Annotated in this window: 16 protein-coding genes and 5 tRNA genes; all 21 read right to left on the reverse strand. The window is 62.5% G+C overall.

Annotated features, from left to right (window positions below):
• Positions 1-50: 50 nt before the first annotated feature.
• Complete coding sequence (locus F2P44_RS35030) at positions 51-569, reverse strand: tyrosine-type recombinase/integrase (RefSeq protein WP_223164986.1); 519 nt, start codon at positions 567-569, stop codon at positions 51-53.
• A 116-nt stretch (positions 570-685) separates the two neighbouring features.
• Positions 686-1,123, reverse strand: a complete 438-nt coding sequence (locus F2P44_RS35035) for a site-specific integrase (protein WP_223164987.1) — start codon at positions 1,121-1,123, stop codon at positions 686-688.
• A gap of 199 nt (positions 1,124-1,322) precedes the next feature.
• Positions 1,323-1,396 (reverse strand) — tRNA-Cys (locus F2P44_RS02380).
• Between the two features lie 64 nt (positions 1,397-1,460).
• Positions 1,461-1,536 (reverse strand) — tRNA-Gly (locus F2P44_RS02385).
• A 54-nt stretch (positions 1,537-1,590) separates the two neighbouring features.
• Positions 1,591-1,666, reverse strand: a tRNA-Gly gene (locus tag F2P44_RS02390).
• Between the two features lie 53 nt (positions 1,667-1,719).
• Positions 1,720-1,795: transfer RNA gene (locus tag F2P44_RS02395), tRNA-Gly, on the reverse strand.
• Positions 1,796-1,872: 77 nt separating this feature from the next.
• Positions 1,873-1,948 (reverse strand) — tRNA-Gly (locus F2P44_RS02400).
• A 76-nt stretch (positions 1,949-2,024) separates the two neighbouring features.
• On the reverse strand, positions 2,025-2,612 hold the full coding sequence (pgsA, locus tag F2P44_RS02405) for a CDP-diacylglycerol--glycerol-3-phosphate 3-phosphatidyltransferase (protein ID WP_167084716.1): 588 nt from the start codon (positions 2,610-2,612) through the stop codon (positions 2,025-2,027).
• A 121-nt stretch (positions 2,613-2,733) separates the two neighbouring features.
• On the reverse strand, positions 2,734-4,623 hold the full coding sequence (uvrC, locus tag F2P44_RS02410) for an excinuclease ABC subunit UvrC (RefSeq protein ID WP_167084718.1): 1,890 nt from the start codon (positions 4,621-4,623) through the stop codon (positions 2,734-2,736).
• 26 nt (positions 4,624-4,649) lie between these two features.
• Positions 4,650-5,042, reverse strand: coding sequence for a holo-ACP synthase (acpS, locus tag F2P44_RS02415; RefSeq protein WP_167084720.1), 393 nt, complete (start codon positions 5,040-5,042; stop codon positions 4,650-4,652).
• 16 nt (positions 5,043-5,058) lie between these two features.
• Positions 5,059-5,814: a pyridoxine 5'-phosphate synthase gene (gene pdxJ, locus F2P44_RS02420; protein ID WP_167084722.1), complete on the reverse strand. Its 756-nt coding sequence runs from the start codon at positions 5,812-5,814 to the stop codon at positions 5,059-5,061.
• Between the two features lie 34 nt (positions 5,815-5,848).
• Positions 5,849-6,652, reverse strand: coding sequence for a DNA repair protein RecO (gene recO / locus F2P44_RS02425; RefSeq protein WP_167084724.1), 804 nt, complete (start codon positions 6,650-6,652; stop codon positions 5,849-5,851).
• A gap of 24 nt (positions 6,653-6,676) precedes the next feature.
• Entirely contained in the window at positions 6,677-7,579 is a 903-nt protein-coding gene (era, locus tag F2P44_RS02430) for a GTPase Era (protein WP_167084726.1), read from the reverse strand.
• Entirely contained in the window at positions 7,576-8,418 is an 843-nt protein-coding gene (rnc, locus tag F2P44_RS02435; protein ID WP_229423341.1) for a ribonuclease III, read from the reverse strand. The genes era and rnc overlap by 4 nt, the downstream gene beginning before the upstream one ends.
• A gap of 26 nt (positions 8,419-8,444) precedes the next feature.
• Positions 8,445-8,852 (reverse strand): DUF4845 domain-containing protein, encoded by a 408-nt coding sequence (locus F2P44_RS02440; RefSeq protein WP_167084728.1) that lies wholly within the window; start codon positions 8,850-8,852, stop codon positions 8,445-8,447.
• Between the two features lie 17 nt (positions 8,853-8,869).
• Complete coding sequence (lepB, locus tag F2P44_RS02445) at positions 8,870-9,784, reverse strand: signal peptidase I (protein WP_167084730.1); 915 nt, start codon at positions 9,782-9,784, stop codon at positions 8,870-8,872.
• Complete coding sequence (lepA, locus tag F2P44_RS02450) at positions 9,781-11,574, reverse strand: translation elongation factor 4 (RefSeq protein WP_167084732.1); 1,794 nt, start codon at positions 11,572-11,574, stop codon at positions 9,781-9,783. The genes lepB and lepA overlap by 4 nt, the downstream gene beginning before the upstream one ends.
• Positions 11,575-11,896: 322 nt before the next feature.
• Positions 11,897-12,157 carry a glutaredoxin family protein gene (locus tag F2P44_RS02455; protein WP_167084734.1) on the reverse strand — a complete coding sequence of 87 codons (261 nt, stop codon included), beginning with the start codon at positions 12,155-12,157 and terminating at the stop codon, positions 11,897-11,899.
• A gap of 73 nt (positions 12,158-12,230) precedes the next feature.
• Positions 12,231-13,691, reverse strand: a complete 1,461-nt coding sequence (locus F2P44_RS02460) for a DegQ family serine endoprotease (protein WP_167084736.1) — start codon at positions 13,689-13,691, stop codon at positions 12,231-12,233.
• Positions 13,692-13,989: 298 nt separating this feature from the next.
• Positions 13,990-14,589 carry a sigma-E factor negative regulatory protein gene (locus F2P44_RS02465; RefSeq protein ID WP_167084738.1) on the reverse strand — a complete coding sequence of 200 codons (600 nt, stop codon included), beginning with the start codon at positions 14,587-14,589 and terminating at the stop codon, positions 13,990-13,992.
• 63 nt (positions 14,590-14,652) lie between these two features.
• Complete coding sequence (rpoE, locus tag F2P44_RS02470) at positions 14,653-15,255, reverse strand: RNA polymerase sigma factor RpoE (protein WP_054267245.1); 603 nt, start codon at positions 15,253-15,255, stop codon at positions 14,653-14,655.
• Positions 15,256-15,289: the final 34 nt, after the last annotated feature.

Consider the following 15,289-nt stretch of genomic DNA (forward strand, 5'->3'; position numbering starts at 1 on the left):
ATCCTGCTGGTGCAGCGCCCCGACCGCTTCCACCACGCCCGCATTGTTAATCAACAGCACGCGGGTACAGCCGCCGCGGTCATGCCGTAGCGCGTCACCGGCCAGCCAGCGTGCCAGCGCCCCGGTGCCGGCAAGATCGGTGTCTGGGCCATGGCCTGCGCCACAGCGTCGAAGACGGCATGAAATTGTGCGCCCATCCTGGCGCGGGACTCGCGCCGGCCAAGCTCGGCAACGATGAAGTCGAACAGATCTTTCCGCAGCTCCAGGTTGGGACCGGCCAATGCCAGGACGTCGTGGGCGAGCCATGTGGTAAGCGTTCGGATGTCGCCGGCAAGCGCATGCGCCTTCATTTCCAGGTCTGCCTCGGCGTAAATGTTTGTCGTATCCAGCGGCACATGTCCCAGCCAGGCCCGGATCGTGTTGATGTCGACGCCAGCGCGCAGCAAGTGAATGGCCGTCATGTGGCGCACCAAGTGCGGGCTGACGCGCTTATCCTTCATCGTAGGGATTGATGTTGCAGCGAGTGCGCCATAGTGCGTGACGATGCGATGTATACCGAAACGTGTCATCGGCTCACTTGTACGACCAAGGAACACGCTCGCCGCGCTGCAAACGTCCAATAGTCAGCTTCGCAACTTCGTCGGCACGAGCGCCGCTGTTGTAGAGGAACAGGAGCAAGGCATAGTCACGTGCGCCCATGACGGTCCGGCGCTGCCAGCAATGCGTCCATCTCCGATTTCTCGAGATGGCCGACCATGGTCTTGGCCGTTTTCTTGAACGGGATTGATCGCACCTCGCTGCACCATGACAGATGAAGCGGCGAATGCATGCCGATGAAGCGTGCCAGCGAGTGGATCGCGCTCAGCCGCAGATTGCGGGTGGCGCCGCTGCAATGCCGATCATGTTCGATATGGTCCAGAAACCGGCGAACGATGGCTGGAGAGATATCCCCAACCGTCATCCGGTCGATTGCGAGGCCACCGATCTTGGCCGCGAACGGCAGCAGCAATATCAACGTGTCGCGGTAGCTGACCTGGGTGTTAAGTGAGAAGTTACCTTCCGCCACCATATGCTCGAGCAGAAAGCGCCGTATCCATGGGCCAAGCAGGTTCCGGTCATTCATGATCATCTCCGCACTGTGCGGGGGAGGTGGGGAATTTTTCCATCGTTTCGGTTAGCCAGCGCATGGGATCGATGCAGATGTCACCGCAGTGGCCGGGGCGGACATTGCCATTGCCGCGATCCGATGCAGCGACATGAAAACAAAAACCTGGACAAAAAAATAGCCCACGTCGCGGTGGGCTATTTATTAACACATGTTCTGGAGGCGAGGACGGGAATCGAACCCGTCTAAACGGCTTTGCAGGCCGCTGCATAACCTCTTTGCTACCTCGCCAGAGACTTGCTGCGCCACCCTCTTGAGGGTGACAAAAAAGGAAGCGATGCTTCCCTTTGAATTCTGGAGCGGGAGAAGAGTCTCGAACTCTCGACCTCAACCTTGGCAAGGTTGCGCTCTACCAACTGAGCTACTCCCGCATTGGAGTCCTGCATATTACCCGTTACTGCCACTTGCAAGCAAATCCAGAAAACTGGAGCGGGAGAAGAGTCTCGAACTCTCGACCTCAACCTTGGCAAGGTTGCGCTCTACCAACTGAGCTACTCCCGCATTGGAGTCCTGCATTCTACTACTTACCGCCACTTAAAGCCAGATCCAGAAACTGGAGCGGGAGAAGAGTCTCGAACTCTCGACCTCAACCTTGGCAAGGTTGCGCTCTACCAACTGAGCTACTCCCGCATTTTTTCAAGACAATGATTATCGCAGAAACCAGGCAACATTTCAAGGGCAACCTGACGACGTTTTCTCCAAGTATCTGGAGCGGGAGAAGAGTCTCGAACTCTCGACCTCAACCTTGGCAAGGTTGCGCTCTACCAACTGAGCTACTCCCGCTTTGTTACAACATCGTCACAACAGGGCGGCATTATAGAGGATCTGGACAGGCTGTCAAGGCTGGATCGGTTTTACTTCATCCATCCATCATGCCGCCCTTTTCCTTGATCAGCGGCCAGGCCAGGCGCATGTAGTAAAACATCGACCAGACGGTCAGCACGGCGGCCAGGTACATCAGATATTCGCCGAGGCGCTGGGTGTCGACGACGCGAAACAGCATGTCGTGCCACAGCAGCAGCGGAATGGCGGTCATCTGGGCCGCGGTCTTGATCTTGCCGATCGAGCTGACCGCCACCGAACGCGATGCGCCGATCTGCGCCATCCATTCGCGCAGCGCCGAAATGGCGATCTCGCGGCCGATGATGATGAAGGCGATGAAGTGTTCGACCCGGTCCAGGTGCACCAGTACCAGCAGCGCGCCGGCCACCATCAGCTTGTCGGCCACCGGATCGAGGAAGGCGCCGAAGGCCGAAGTCTGGTTCCAGCGCCGCGCCAGGAAGCCGTCGAACCAGTCGGTGACGGCGGCGACCACGAACACCAGGGTCGCCGCCGTATCCTGGTCGGAGCGCGGCAGCCAGTGGGCCGGCAAGTAGTACACGCCCACAACGAGGGGAATCAGGGCTACACGTAACCAGGTCAGGAGAATCGGGATATTAAAGGGCATAGAGGCGGGCGCACTGGTTAAGCGTTGATAGATGCTTGCGCCGCTAGTCTACCTTGCTAATGATCTTTTAACCAGTTTGGACCGTGCGCACCGATGCCGGCGCACGGCCGCTCAATGACGCTCAGTGCAGCTGCTTGTAAATCTCTTCGGCCAGCTGGGTCGAAATGCCTTCCACCGACATCAGGTCTTCGACGCTGGCGTCGACCACGCCACGCAGGCCGCCAAAGCGCGCCAGCAGCTTCTGGCGGCGCTTGGCGCCAATACCCTCGATCTCTTCCAGGCGCGAGGTCTGGCGCGTCTTGGCGCGCTTGGCGCGCATGCCGGTGATCGCAAAGCGGTGCGCCTCGTCGCGGATCAGGGCGACCAGCATCAGCGCGGCCGATTCCTTGCCCAGTTCCTGAGAGGCGCGCCCGTCGACGAACATCAGGGTCTCCAGGCCGACCCGGCGCCCTTCCCCCTTGGCCACGCCAACGATCAGCGAGATATCCAGGCCAAGTTCGGCGAACACCTGGCGCGCCATTTCGATCTGGCCCTTGCCGCCGTCGATCAGCACCACGTCGGGCATGATGCCGTCGCCATTGGCGACCTTTTCGTAACGGCGCATCAGCACCTGGCGCATGGCCGCGTAATCGTCGCCCGGCGTGATGCCGTTGATGTTGTAGCGCCGGTATTCGCCGTTCTGCATGGCGTGGTGATGGAACACCACGCACGAGGCCTGGGTCGCCTCGCCCTGCGTGTGGCTGATGTCGAAGCACTCGATGCGCAGCGCATCGAGATCGGTCGCGTCGAGCGCGAGCGCCTCGGCCAGCGCGCGCGTGCGCGATTGCTGCGAGCCCTGTTCGGACAGCAGGCGCGCCAGCGAAATCTCGGCGCCCTTGTGCGCCATTTCCAGCCACTGGCGGCGCTGCCCCTGCGGCTGGAAGATCAGGTTGATGCGGTGCCCGCACTGCTCGGTGAGCGCCACCATCAGGGCCGGCTGGTCGAATTCGATATTCAGGATCAGCACCCCGGGGATGAATTTTTCGCTGTAGTGCTGCGCCAGGAAAGCGGCCAGCACTTCGACTTCGATCGAGCCTTCGGCAATCGCGGCGGCGTCGCTGACCTGGGTCGGAAAGTAGGCGCGGTCGCCCAGGTGGCGCCCGCCGCGCACCATCGCCAGGTTGACGCAGGCGCGCCCGCCCTGCACCACCACGGCGATGATGTCGACGTCGGCGTCGCCGCCGGTTTCCATGCTTTGCTGGTGCAGCACGCGCGCCAGCGACTGGATCTGGTTGCGCACGGCGGCGGCCTGCTCGAATTTGAGTTCGCCCGCGAACGCGTGCATCTTCGCTTCCAGGTCGGCCATCACTTCGCTCTGGCGCCCGCGCAAAAAGCGGGCGGCATTGTCGACGTCGATCTTGTAGTCGTCGCGCGTGATCAGGTCCACGCAGGGACCGCTGCAGCGGCCGATCTGGTGCAGCAGGCAGGGGCGCGTGCGGTTCGAGAACACGCTGTCCTCGCAGGTGCGCAGCATGAACACCTTCTGCAGGATCTGCATCGATTCCTTGACCGCCCACGCGCTCGGGAACGGCCCGAAATACTGGCTCTTCTTGTCGACCGCGCCGCGATAGTAGGCCATGCGCGGCACGTCCTGGCCGCTGATCTTCAGATAGGGGTACGATTTATCGTCGCGGAACAGGATGTTAAAACGCGGCTTGAGCGTCTTGATCAGGTTATTTTCGAGGATCAGCGCCTCGGCCTCGCTGTGCGTGACGGTCGTTTCCAGGCGCGCGATGCGCTCGACCATCATGGCGATGCGGGGGCTCGACAGGTTCTTCTGGAAGTAGCTCGACACGCGCTTCTTGAGGTCGCGCGCCTTGCCCACGTACAGGACCGCATCGACGGCGTCGAAATAGCGGTACACGCCCGGCAGGTTGGGCAGCTTGGCGACAGTGGCGAGCACCTGTTCGCGCGCGGCGACGGCGGCGCCAGGATCTGCATCGGGGCTTGCGTTGGAAATCACATCGGTCATTGCAGCATCAATCCGGGTCAATTAAATCAGGCTTGCCGGGTAACGATCACGAAGGCGACGCCGTATTCGGCTTCGTCGCTCACCGTCACCTGGGCAGTGAGCCCATTTTGCCGCATAAAGGCGTCGAGCGCGCCACTGCACACCATGACGGGCTGGCCGGCCGGCGTGTTGAGCATCTGCGCGCTGCGCCAGGCCATCGGCGCGCGCAGGCCCAGGCCGATCGCTTTCGAGAACGCTTCCTTGGCCGCGAAGCGGGTGGCCAGGTAGCGCACCCCGCGCACCGCATTCTGCGCGCGGCGCTGGCGAAATACCGCCAGTTCATCCTCGCCCAGGATCTTGGTGGCGAAGCGCTCGCTGCGCGCCAGCGCCGCCTCGATGCGCGCGACCTGCACGATGTCGGTGCCGATCCCGTAGATCATCGGCGCGGCGCGGGGCTTATGCCGCCAGGCGCGCGGCGACCATGATGGCCTTCATCTCGCGCACCGCGTTTTCGAAGCCGGCAAACAGCGCATGCGACACGATCGCGTGGCCGATATTGAGTTCGCCGATATCGGCGATGGCCGCGATGGCCTGCACGTTCTGGTAGTGCAGGCCGTGGCCGGCGTTGACCTTCAGCCCGCGCGAGACGCCGAAGCGGGCCCCACGCCGGATGCGCTCCAGTTCGTGCGCCAGTTCGCCCTGGCCTGCCTCGGCGTAGCGTCCAGTGTGCAGTTCGATCACCGGCACACCCATGTCGGCGGCCGCGCCAATCTGCGCTTCGTCGGCGTCGATAAACAGGCTGACGCGAATGCCCTCGCCTTGCAGCTGTTTGACGGCCGCTTCGACTTGCCGGTAGTAGCGGATCACATCGAGGCCGCCTTCGGTGGTCACTTCCTCGCGCCGCTCGGGCACCAGGCACACATCCTGCGGGCGCACGGAACAGGCGAAATCGATCATCTCGCGCGTCACGGCCGCTTCCAGGTTCATGCGCGTCATCAGCTGCGGGCGCAGCGCGATCACATCGGCATCCTTGATATGGCGCCGGTCTTCGCGCAGGTGCAGGGTGATCACGTCGGCGCCGGCCTGCTCGGCCAGCATGGCCGCGCGCAGCGGGTCCGGATAGACGGTGCCGCGCGCATTGCGCAAGGTCGCCACATGGTCGATGTTCACGCCCAGGTCGATGACCGGGCCATTCGGTTGGAGGAAGCTCATGATGGTTGCTCGGTTGCTTGGTTGGGTGATGAATCTATAACTGCATCAGGTCGATCAGGATCTGGCGCGTGTTCAGGGGTGATCCGCCCAGCTGGTGGGCCAGCAGGAAGCGCATCAGCACCTTGCTCTGCGCCTGCGTGACAGGGTCGCTGTAATCTTCGCGCTCCATGTCGATCAGCGTCTTGCCGCTCACCGCCGGCCAGCTGTCCGATTCGCGTGCCAGGCGCGCGCCGCGCTCGGGATCGACCACGTACTCGCCATCCGGTTCGACTTGCGCGCGCGTGCTGGTGCAGCGCGTCAGGTCGGCGGCCACGCCTGTCTCTTTAAGTAAGGCCCGTTCGAATTTTCGCAAGACGATCGTCGCCGGTTCGTTGTGGGCCAGCTGGTTCAGGGTCGAGACGTAGTGGTCGAACAGGGCTGGATGCGGGTCGTCGCGCGCGATCAGCTTGACCAGCAGTTCGTTGAGGTAAAAGCCGCACAGCAGCGCGGTCTTCTCCAGAGGGAGCATGCCGCCCACCCACTCGGCGTCGATCAGGGTGCGCAGTTCGGACTTGCCGCTCCAGGCCGCTTGCAGCGGCTGGAAGGTTTGCAGCACGCCGCGCAGTTTCGACAGCGGCCGCTTGGCGCCCTTGGCGACCAGGCCCACGCGGCCGAAGTCGCGCGTGAACATGTCGACGATCAGGCTGGTTTCCTTGTAGGGATAACTGTGCAGCACGAACGATGGCTGGCCGCCGACCCGCTCGCCGCGCTGGGGAACGCGCCGCCTGGCAGGCGCCGGCTGTGGCGGCGCCGCACTCGCCGCTACGGCGACGGTCAGGTCGGCGTCGTTGGTGGGCATGCGGGTGGCGGGGCTGCTCCGCGCTTACTCGTAACCGTAGGCGCGCAGGCCCGCTTCATTGTCGGCCCAGCCGGATTTGACCTTGACCCAGATTTCCAGGTACACCGGGCCGCCGAACAGCTTTTCCATGTCCAGCCGCGACTGGGTCGAGACTTCTTTCAGGCGCGCGCCCTTGTTCCCGATGACCATCGACTTGTGGGTGTCGCGCTCGACCAAAATGGCCGCGAAGATGCGCCGCAAGTCGCCTTCCTGTTCGAATTTTTCGATCAGGACGGTGCTGGTGTAAGGCAGTTCGTCGCCAACCAGGCGGAACAGCTTTTCGCGCACGATTTCGGAAGCGAGGAATTTTTCGCTGCGGTCGGTAATATCGTCCGGGCCGAACACCGGCGCGTTTTCCGGCAGGAGCCGCTTGATTTCATTTTGCAGGCCGTCGAGCTGGAACTTGAGCTTGGCCGACACCGGCACGATGGCGGCGAAATCATGCTTGGCCGCGATCTGCTGGGCGAACGGCATCAGGGCCGCCTTGTCCTTGACCCGGTCCGACTTGTTGATGACCAGGATGCACGGCACGTCCGTCGGCAGCAGGTCGATCACCTGCTGGTCGGCCGGGCCGAAGGTGCCCGCTTCGATCAGGTACAGGATCACGTCGGCCGAAATGAGCGTATTGGTGACGGTCTTGTTGAGCGTCTTGTTGAGCGCATTCGAGTGGCGCGTCTGGAAGCCCGGCGTGTCCACGTAGATGAACTGCGCGTCATCGACGGTCTGGATGCCGGTGATGCGGTGGCGCGTGGTCTGGGCCTTGCGCGAGGTGATCGAGACCTTGGCGCCGATCAGCACGTTCATCAGGGTCGATTTGCCCACGTTGGGGCGGCCGACGATGGCGATATAGCCACAACGGAAGGTGTCTGGGGTAGTTGTGGTATTCATGCTGATTTCGTTTCTGGATGCGGGTGTTGAGGGGTTTTGGCGTCGACCGGCAGCGTGCTGTCGTCGTCGGCGTCGGGCTCGGCGTCGCTCTGGATGGTGGCGATGCCGGCCAGTTTGAGCTGGGCGGCGCGCGGCTTGGCCTTGCGGCCGGCCGGCGGGGTTTTCAGCAAGGCTTGCTCGGCCACTTCGAGCGCGAGCTTGGCGGCGGCCTGTTCGCCGGCGCGGCGGCTGCCGCCACGGCCGTAGACCTGGATGCCGAGCTTGGGCACCAGGCATTCGATCTCGAATTCCTGGCTGTGCGCGGCGCCATGGGTGGCCACCACGTTATAGGTCGGCAGCGAGATTTTTTTACTTTGCAAGAATTCCTGGAGCAAGGTCTTGGCATCCTTGCCGAGCGTGCGCGGGTCGACCGAGTCGAGAATCGGGATATAGAAGGCGCGGATCACGTCGCGCGCGGCATTGAAGCCGGCGTCGAGGAAAATCGCGCCCAGCAGCGCTTCGAGGGTGTCGGCCAGGATCGAGGGCCGGCGAAAGCCGCCGGACTTGAGCTCGCCCTCGCCCAGGCGCAGGAATTGCGACAATTCCAGCTTCTGGGCGATTTCGTAGAGCGATTGCTGCTTGACCAGGTTGGCGCGCAGGCGCGACAGGTCGCCTTCGTCGATGGCGCTGAAGCGCTCGTACAGCACCGACGCCACCACACAGTTCAGGATCGAATCGCCGAGGAATTCCAGGCGCTCATTATGCAAACTGCTGTGGCTGCGGTGCGTCAAGGCTTGCTGCAACAGGCCAGCATCCTGGAACGTATATCCTAAGCGCGTTTGCAATAACTGAAGATTCATGTGTCGGACTTCTTGGTTGGACTGCCTTAACGGATGGGTTCGGCTGGTTTTTCAGGAATCTTGCCGCTCGGATCGGTGGTGCCGGCGTAATCGATCAGCAGGGTGACATTGGTGATCAGCGGGATGCGCGCGGTGTAGGCAAACGCGACCTGGGTCTCGCCGGTATCCTTGGTGATGATCAGGTCGGTACCTTTGATGGATTCGATGCGGTTGATGTTGGCATGCTTGTCGAAGGAAAGCTGGATATCGCGCACCGTCCCCTCGACCTTCTTGGCCGAGACGATGCCGGCCTGGACCGCGCGGTATTCCAGAAAGGTCGGGAAGACTTTCATGGCAAACATGGCAATAAAAGTAATGATTGCCAGCAAAAAAATCAGGCCCGACAAGGAGACACCCTGCTGTTTCGCCAGATTGACCGGTTTCGATCCGTACATAGTAAATCCCTTTGACGTTAGTGAATGCTGCCGATGCGGCCAAGACTGCCCAGGTTCATCCAGACAAAAAACGCCTTGCCCACGATATTCTTATTCGGGACGAAGCCCCAATAACGGCTGTCGGAGCTATTGTCCCGATTATCGCCCATCATAAAGTAATTGCCGGGAGGTACGATACAAGTAAATTTATCGACGGTATAGGTGCAACCTTCCCGGTTCGGGAAGTTCTTGACCTGGTCCAGGTTGTAGACAGCCTTGCCGTCATCGTTGAGGATGCGGTGCTGCACGCCGGTCAGGTCTTCCGTGTATTGCTTATGGTACACGGGCGACTCGTCGTCGAGAAATTCGGGGAGCGCCGTGTACTTCAGTTCCTGGCCATTCACGGTCAGGCGCTTGTTTTCATAGATGATTTTATCACCGGGAATGCCGACCACCCGTTTGATGTAATCCTGCGACATATCGTCGGGATACTTGAACACCATCACGTCGCCGCGCTGGGGATCGTTGACATCGATGATTTTCTGGTTCAGCACCGGCAGGCGGATGCCGTAGGTGAACTTGTTTACCAGGATCAGGTCGCCGATGACCAGGGTCGGCACCATCGAACCCGAGGGAATCTTGAACGGCTCGTACAGGAAGGAGCGCAGGATGAACACCAGCGCGATCACCGGGAAAAAGCTGCCCGAGTATTCGATCCAGGTCGGCTGGCGCAGGATGGCCGCTTCGATCGACTGGCGGCTGGTGCTGTCGACCTTGATGCCTTCGGCGCTCAGCTTGGCATTGCGCGCGTCGAAGGCGGCCAGGGCCGCATCGGCCGCGGCACGCCGCTGGCGCGCGAAGTGAAACACATCCAGGCACCAGACGATGCCCGTGATCACCATCAATACGAACAGGATCAGTGCAAAATTCCCTAAGATAAACTGCAGGTTCATTTATCGTCCACTTGTAAAATTGCCAGGAATGCTTCTTGTGGAATTTCCACCGAGCCGACCTGCTTCATGCGCTTTTTACCGGCCTTCTGCTTCTCAAGCAATTTCTTCTTGCGGCTGATATCGCCGCCATAGCACTTGGCCAGCACGTTCTTGCGCAGCGCCTTCACGTTTTCGCGCGAAATGACGGTGGCGCCGATGGCGGCCTGGATCGCCACGTCGAACATCTGGCGCGGGATCAGTTCGCGCATCTTGGCGGCCACCTGGCGGCCACGGAACTGGCTGTTGGCGCGGTGCACGATGATGGCCAGCGCATCGACTTTTTCGCTGTTGATCAGCATGTCAACCTTGACCACGTCGGCCGCCCGGTATTCCTTGAACTCGTAATCCATCGAGGCATAGCCGCGCGAGGTCGACTTGAGGCGGTCGAAGAAATCGAGCACGATCTCGGCCATCGGCATTTCGTAGATCAGCTTGACCTGGCGCCCGTGGTAGCTCATGTCCATCTGCACGCCGCGCTTGCCGATGCACAGGGTGATCACCGAGCCCACGTATTCCTGCGGCATGTACAGATTGACCGTGACGATCGGCTCGCGCACTTCCTCGATCTTGGACGGGTCCGGCATCTTGGAGGGATTGTCGACCCGGATCAGGGAACCGTCGCGCATGATCACTTCGTACACCACGGTCGGCGCCGTGGTGATGAGGTCCATGTCGAATTCGCGTTCCAGGCGTTCCTGCACGATTTCCATGTGCAGCAAGCCGAGGAAGCCGCAGCGGAAGCCGAAGCCCAGCGCCTGCGACACTTCCGGCTCGTACATCAGGGCGGCGTCGTTGAGCTTGAGCTTTTCGAGCGAGTCGCGCAGCGCATCGTACTGGTTCGCTTCGACCGGGAACAGGCCGGCGAACACCTGCGGCTGGACTTCCTTGAAGCCTGGCAGCGGCGCGCTGGCCGGCTTGGCGGCGTGGGTGACCGTGTCGCCCACCTTGGCGGCCTTGAGTTCCTTGATGCCGGCGATGACAAAACCGACCTGGCCGGCGGAAATTTGCGGCAGGGATTGCGATTTCGGGCTGAACACGCCCACGCTCTCGACCAGCTGCACCGACTCGGACGCCATCAGCAGGATTTTTTCTTTCGGTTTCAGGGTGCCGTTGATCACGCGCACCAGCATCACCACGCCGACGTAGTTATCGAACCACGAGTCGACGATCAGCGCTTGCAGCGGCGCGTCCGGGTCGCCTTTTGGCGGCGGTACGCGGGCGATCAGCGATTCGAGCACGTCTTCCACGCCCAGGCCGCTCTTGGCCGAGCACTTGACGGCGTCGGTCGCATCGATCCCGATCACGTCTTCGATCTCGGCAATCGCATTGGCCGGATCGGCGTGCGGCAAGTCGATCTTGTTCAGAACCGGCACCACTTCCACGCCCAGGTCGAGCGCGGTGTAGCAGTTGGCCACGGTCTGCGCTTCCACGCCCTGCGAGGCATCGACCACCAGCAGCGCGCCTTCGCAGGCCGACAGCGAGCGCGACACTTCATAGCTGAAGTCGACGTGGCCGGGCGTGTCGATCAGGTTCAGGTTATACACCTGGCCGTCGCGCGCCTTGTAATGCAGGGCCGCGGTCTGCGCCTTGATGGTGATGCCGCGCTCGCGCTCCAGGTCCATCGAATCGAGCACCTGGGCTTCCATGTCGCGGTCGGACAAGCCGCCGCAAATCTGGATGATACGGTCGGCGAGGGTCGATTTGCCGTGGTCGATGTGGGCAATGATGGAAAAGTTACGTATGTTGTTCATTAATGCAATTCAAAACCAAGTAGGGAAGGACGACATTCGGGATGGTCGCGCGCTCTTTGCTGCACCAGCTTGCTGCACCAGCTTGCTGCACCAGCTTGCTGCACCAGCTTGCTGCACCAGCTTGCTGTGCCGGCTTGCCGTAGTGGACGACGCCGCCCCATACGAAAAAAGCGCTCCGTGGGGGGCATGGCTATCCCCAGGCGAGCGCCTTATCAAGCGAGAGAAGCTGTCAAGCTCAGGACAGAAGCTATTTCCGACCCCCGCATTTTACCGGATTTCAGGGTAGAAAGCCGGTCTATTGCCGAATTCCGTGTAAACATTGTTAAATCAACACAGGCGATGCCGCCAGGTAGGCGCGCACGGCCGCCTCGTCGAGGAAGTAGTGGCACAGCTCGGGGGCGGCCGGGTCGCCGAACAGGACCGGCACCAGTTCGTCGAAGCGCTCGACCAGGGCCGGGTCGGCATCGACGTCGATCACCTCGACGGCGAAGCGCAGGGTGTCGGTTTGCAGGGCGTTGAGGGCGTCGAGCAGGTCGTCGCACAGGTGGCAGTAACTGCGGGAATACAGGGTGAATCGAATCATGGCATCGCGTTGTTAAAAAGGAAAAACCGGCGGCCAGGGGGCGCCGGCGGGCATGGGCGTTCCAGGGCGTCCCTCAGGTCTTGGGATGGATCACCACGTACTGGGTGGCATCGTCGCGCCGTACCAGCACCACGGCATTTTTCTTGGTGTCGAGCCGGCCGACCAGGGCATTGAACTGTTTCGCATCCTTGACTTCGACATTGTTCAGTTGCAGGATCAGGTCGCCCGGGCGCAGGCCGGCGCGCGCCGCCAACGCTTCGCTGGCATCGACCAGCACGCCGGCGTCGATCTGCAATTCCTTGCGCTGCGCCTCGCTCAGGTCCGACACGTGCAGGCCCAGCGCGTTCGCGGGCTGGTTCGGGGCCGGCTTTTTGGGGCCGGGCTTGCGCGCGGCCTTGTCGTCGTCGAGGGTGACGATGCCCACCGTGATCTCTTTTTGCCGGCCCTGGCGCCAGACCGTCACGACAGCCTTGCTGCCCACGGCCGTGGCGCCCACCAGGCGCGGCAAATCGCCGCTGCGATCGATTTCCTGGCCGTTGAACTTGAGGATGATGTCGCCGACCTTGATCCCATCCTTGTCGGCCGGACCGCCCGCCTCCACCCGCACCACTTCGACCCCGCGCGCCTTGTCCAGGCCCAGCGCCTCGGCCACCTCCCTGGTGAGTTCATCGATCTCGACGCCCAGGCGCCCGCGCGTGACCTTGCCGCTTTTCTTGAGCTGGTCGGCCACGCGCATGACTTCATCGATCGGCACGGCAAAGGAAATGCCGTTATAGCCACCGGACAAGGTGGCGATCTGGGAGTTGATGCCGATCACCTCCCCGCGCATATTGATCAGGGGGCCGCCCGAGTTGCCGGGATTGACCGCCACATCGCTCTGGATCAGCGGCAGGTAATCGCCGGTATCGCGCGACTTGGCCGAAATGATGCCGGCCGTGACGGTATTGTTCAAATTAAACGGCGAGCCGATCGCGATCACCCATTCGCCGACGCGGATCTTGCCGGAGTCACCGATGGTCAGGCTGGGCAGTTGCTGGGCGTCGAGCTTGAGCAGGGCCACGTCGGAACGCTTGTCGGAGCCGAGTACCCTGGCCTTGAATTCGCGCCGGTCGGTCAGGGTGACCAGCACTTCGTCGGCACCGTCGACCACATGGGCGTTGGTGAGCACATAGCCGTCGGCCGACATGAGAAAGCCGGAACCGACGCCGCGCTGCACTTCATCTTCCTGGGACGGGGCCGGCAGCGGCGGCTGGGGCGCGCGCCGCCCGCGCGGGTCCTGGGCGCCATGGTAGCGGCGCAGCAGGTCGAGCAATTCATCCTCGGTCGGGGCGCGCTCGCCGGGCTTGAGTTTTTCGGTGGTGCGGATGTCGACCACCGCCGGCCCCACCTTGTCGATCAGGTCGGTGAAATCGGGCAAGCCAGTCACCAGCGGCACCCCCACCGGGGCGGCGCCGCCAGCCTGCGGGACGGCGCCCAGGGCGGCAGCGGCGATGAACAAAGCGGAGAAGAGCTTGCTGCCAGCGGAAAGTGTCATGGTGGTCGGATAGGGGGAATCGGATAAAGATTGACGTTATGGTAAGCCAAAACGCCAACCTTGTCGCGGCGGGTGTCGGCCGCCGGTCCGCCGCCGCGTGGTTTGCCTGAAAACGCCGCCGTGGGGCCAGGTCTCGACCGAAACGCCATGGCGGGCGCCGTAGCGGACGCCGTAGCGGGCGCCGTAGCGGACGCCGTAGCGGGCGCCGTAGCGGACGCCGTAGCGGACGCCGCTTGCGGCGCCATCGGCCGGCGCGGGCGGCATGCAAGGCAAGGCTGGCCGGGTTGCTGCGATAGAATCAGGACACCGAGGCGATGGCCGGCTTGGCCGCGCTGACCGCCTTGGGATCGGCCATGCCATCGGCCATGCCATCGGCCATGCCATCGGCCATGCCATCGGCCATGCCATCGGCCATGCCATCGGCCGCGCCATCGGCCTTGGCATCCCGAGTGGCGCTCACACCGTCTGGCTGCGGTTCGGTGATGGCCTCGCTCACCGGTTCCGCGACAGCGATCGCGTCCGGGGCATCGGGGGCGTCGCTGCCGCTCACGGGGATGGCGGCATCGGCCACCGCCGCCTCGCTGATGCCGGTCACCGGCCCGGCCGCACCGGCGGCCACGGCGGGCGGTGCGCGCCGCGCCAGGGCCGCGCTCGATGCGCGCAGCACGCGCTTGCCGGGCGGCGGCTCGGCTGCCAGGCGCGCCGCCAGTTTGCTGGCGAAGTCCCCGGACAAGGCGGGCCCGCCCGGATCGCGCATGGCGTCTCGGATGCGGTGGTAAAGGTCCCACGCGTGCTGGCCCTCGACCGAATGCAGGGCCGCGTCAGGCAAGGTGGACGGCGACAGTTCGTGGTCGCTGAACGCCGAGATCTGCTCCCGGACTTTTTTCGGGGTGTCCATCAGTATTTCCATCACTGTTGAGTGTGACCAAAAGTTAACCGATTAGAGCGATCATCGCTACGTTTAACGTCGTTTGTCAACCGGCATGTCGAGTAAAGGCCTCAACTTTTCCGCAATCACTTCGCGCGCCCGGAAAATCCGGCTACGCACCGTGCCGATGGGACATGACATGACTTCCGCTATTTCCTCGTAGCTCAACCCTTCAATTTCGCGCAGGACAATCGCATTCCGCAATTCGTGCGGCAGCGCCTCCATCGCGGCATTGACCGTATAAGCGATCTGCTTGCTTGCCAACACCGATTCCGGGGTGTTGATGTCACGCAAGCTGTCCGCATCGTCAAACGCTTCGGCGCGCTCCGCATCCGACTCGGTCGACGTCGGTGCGCGCCTGCCCTGGGTGACGAGAAAATTCTTCGCCGTATTGATTCCGATCCTGTACAGCCAGGTATAGAAAGCGGAATCCCCCCTGAAATGCCGCAAGGCCCGATACGCCTTGATGAATGTTTCCTGTACCACGTCCTCGGCCTCGGCCGGATCATGCACCAGGCGCGACACAAGCCGCATCAGCCTGCGCTGATATTTGCTGACCAGCAGGTCGAACGCCTGCCTGTCGCCAGCCTGGACGCGCTCAACCAGCAGTTGATCACACTCGCGTTCTGTCGTCACTGACCCTGCCCTCTTGGCTGCAGCAGCGGCCCGT

Origin of the sequence: Massilia frigida, assembly GCF_011682175.1 — a bacterium.
In the GTDB taxonomy this organism is placed as follows: Bacteria; Pseudomonadota; Gammaproteobacteria; order Burkholderiales; family Burkholderiaceae_D; genus Telluria_A; species Telluria_A frigida.

Coding starts and splice junctions, on each gene's coding strand:
- F2P44_RS35030 (WP_223164986.1), bottom strand. CDS start 569: ATGACACGTTTCGGTATACATCGCATCGTCACGCACTATGGCGCACTC.
- F2P44_RS35035 (WP_223164987.1), bottom strand. CDS start 1,123: ATGAATGACCGGAACCTGCTTGGCCCATGGATACGGCGCTTTCTGCTC.
- pgsA (WP_167084716.1), bottom strand. CDS start 2,612: ATGCCCTTTAATATCCCGATTCTCCTGACCTGGTTACGTGTAGCCCTG.
- uvrC (WP_167084718.1), bottom strand. CDS start 4,623: ATGACCGATGTGATTTCCAACGCAAGCCCCGATGCAGATCCTGGCGCC.
- acpS (WP_167084720.1), bottom strand. CDS start 5,042: ATGATCTACGGGATCGGCACCGACATCGTGCAGGTCGCGCGCATCGAG.
- pdxJ (WP_167084722.1), bottom strand. CDS start 5,814: ATGAGCTTCCTCCAACCGAATGGCCCGGTCATCGACCTGGGCGTGAAC.
- recO (WP_167084724.1), bottom strand. CDS start 6,652: ATGCCCACCAACGACGCCGACCTGACCGTCGCCGTAGCGGCGAGTGCG.
- era (WP_167084726.1), bottom strand. CDS start 7,579: ATGAATACCACAACTACCCCAGACACCTTCCGTTGTGGCTATATCGCC.
- rnc (WP_229423341.1), bottom strand. CDS start 8,418: ATGAATCTTCAGTTATTGCAAACGCGCTTAGGATATACGTTCCAGGAT.
- F2P44_RS02440 (WP_167084728.1), bottom strand. CDS start 8,852: ATGTACGGATCGAAACCGGTCAATCTGGCGAAACAGCAGGGTGTCTCC.
- lepB (WP_167084730.1), bottom strand. CDS start 9,784: ATGAACCTGCAGTTTATCTTAGGGAATTTTGCACTGATCCTGTTCGTA.
- lepA (WP_167084732.1), bottom strand. CDS start 11,574: ATGAACAACATACGTAACTTTTCCATCATTGCCCACATCGACCACGGC.
- F2P44_RS02455 (WP_167084734.1), bottom strand. CDS start 12,157: ATGATTCGATTCACCCTGTATTCCCGCAGTTACTGCCACCTGTGCGAC.
- F2P44_RS02460 (WP_167084736.1), bottom strand. CDS start 13,691: ATGACACTTTCCGCTGGCAGCAAGCTCTTCTCCGCTTTGTTCATCGCC.
- F2P44_RS02465 (WP_167084738.1), bottom strand. CDS start 14,589: ATGGACACCCCGAAAAAAGTCCGGGAGCAGATCTCGGCGTTCAGCGAC.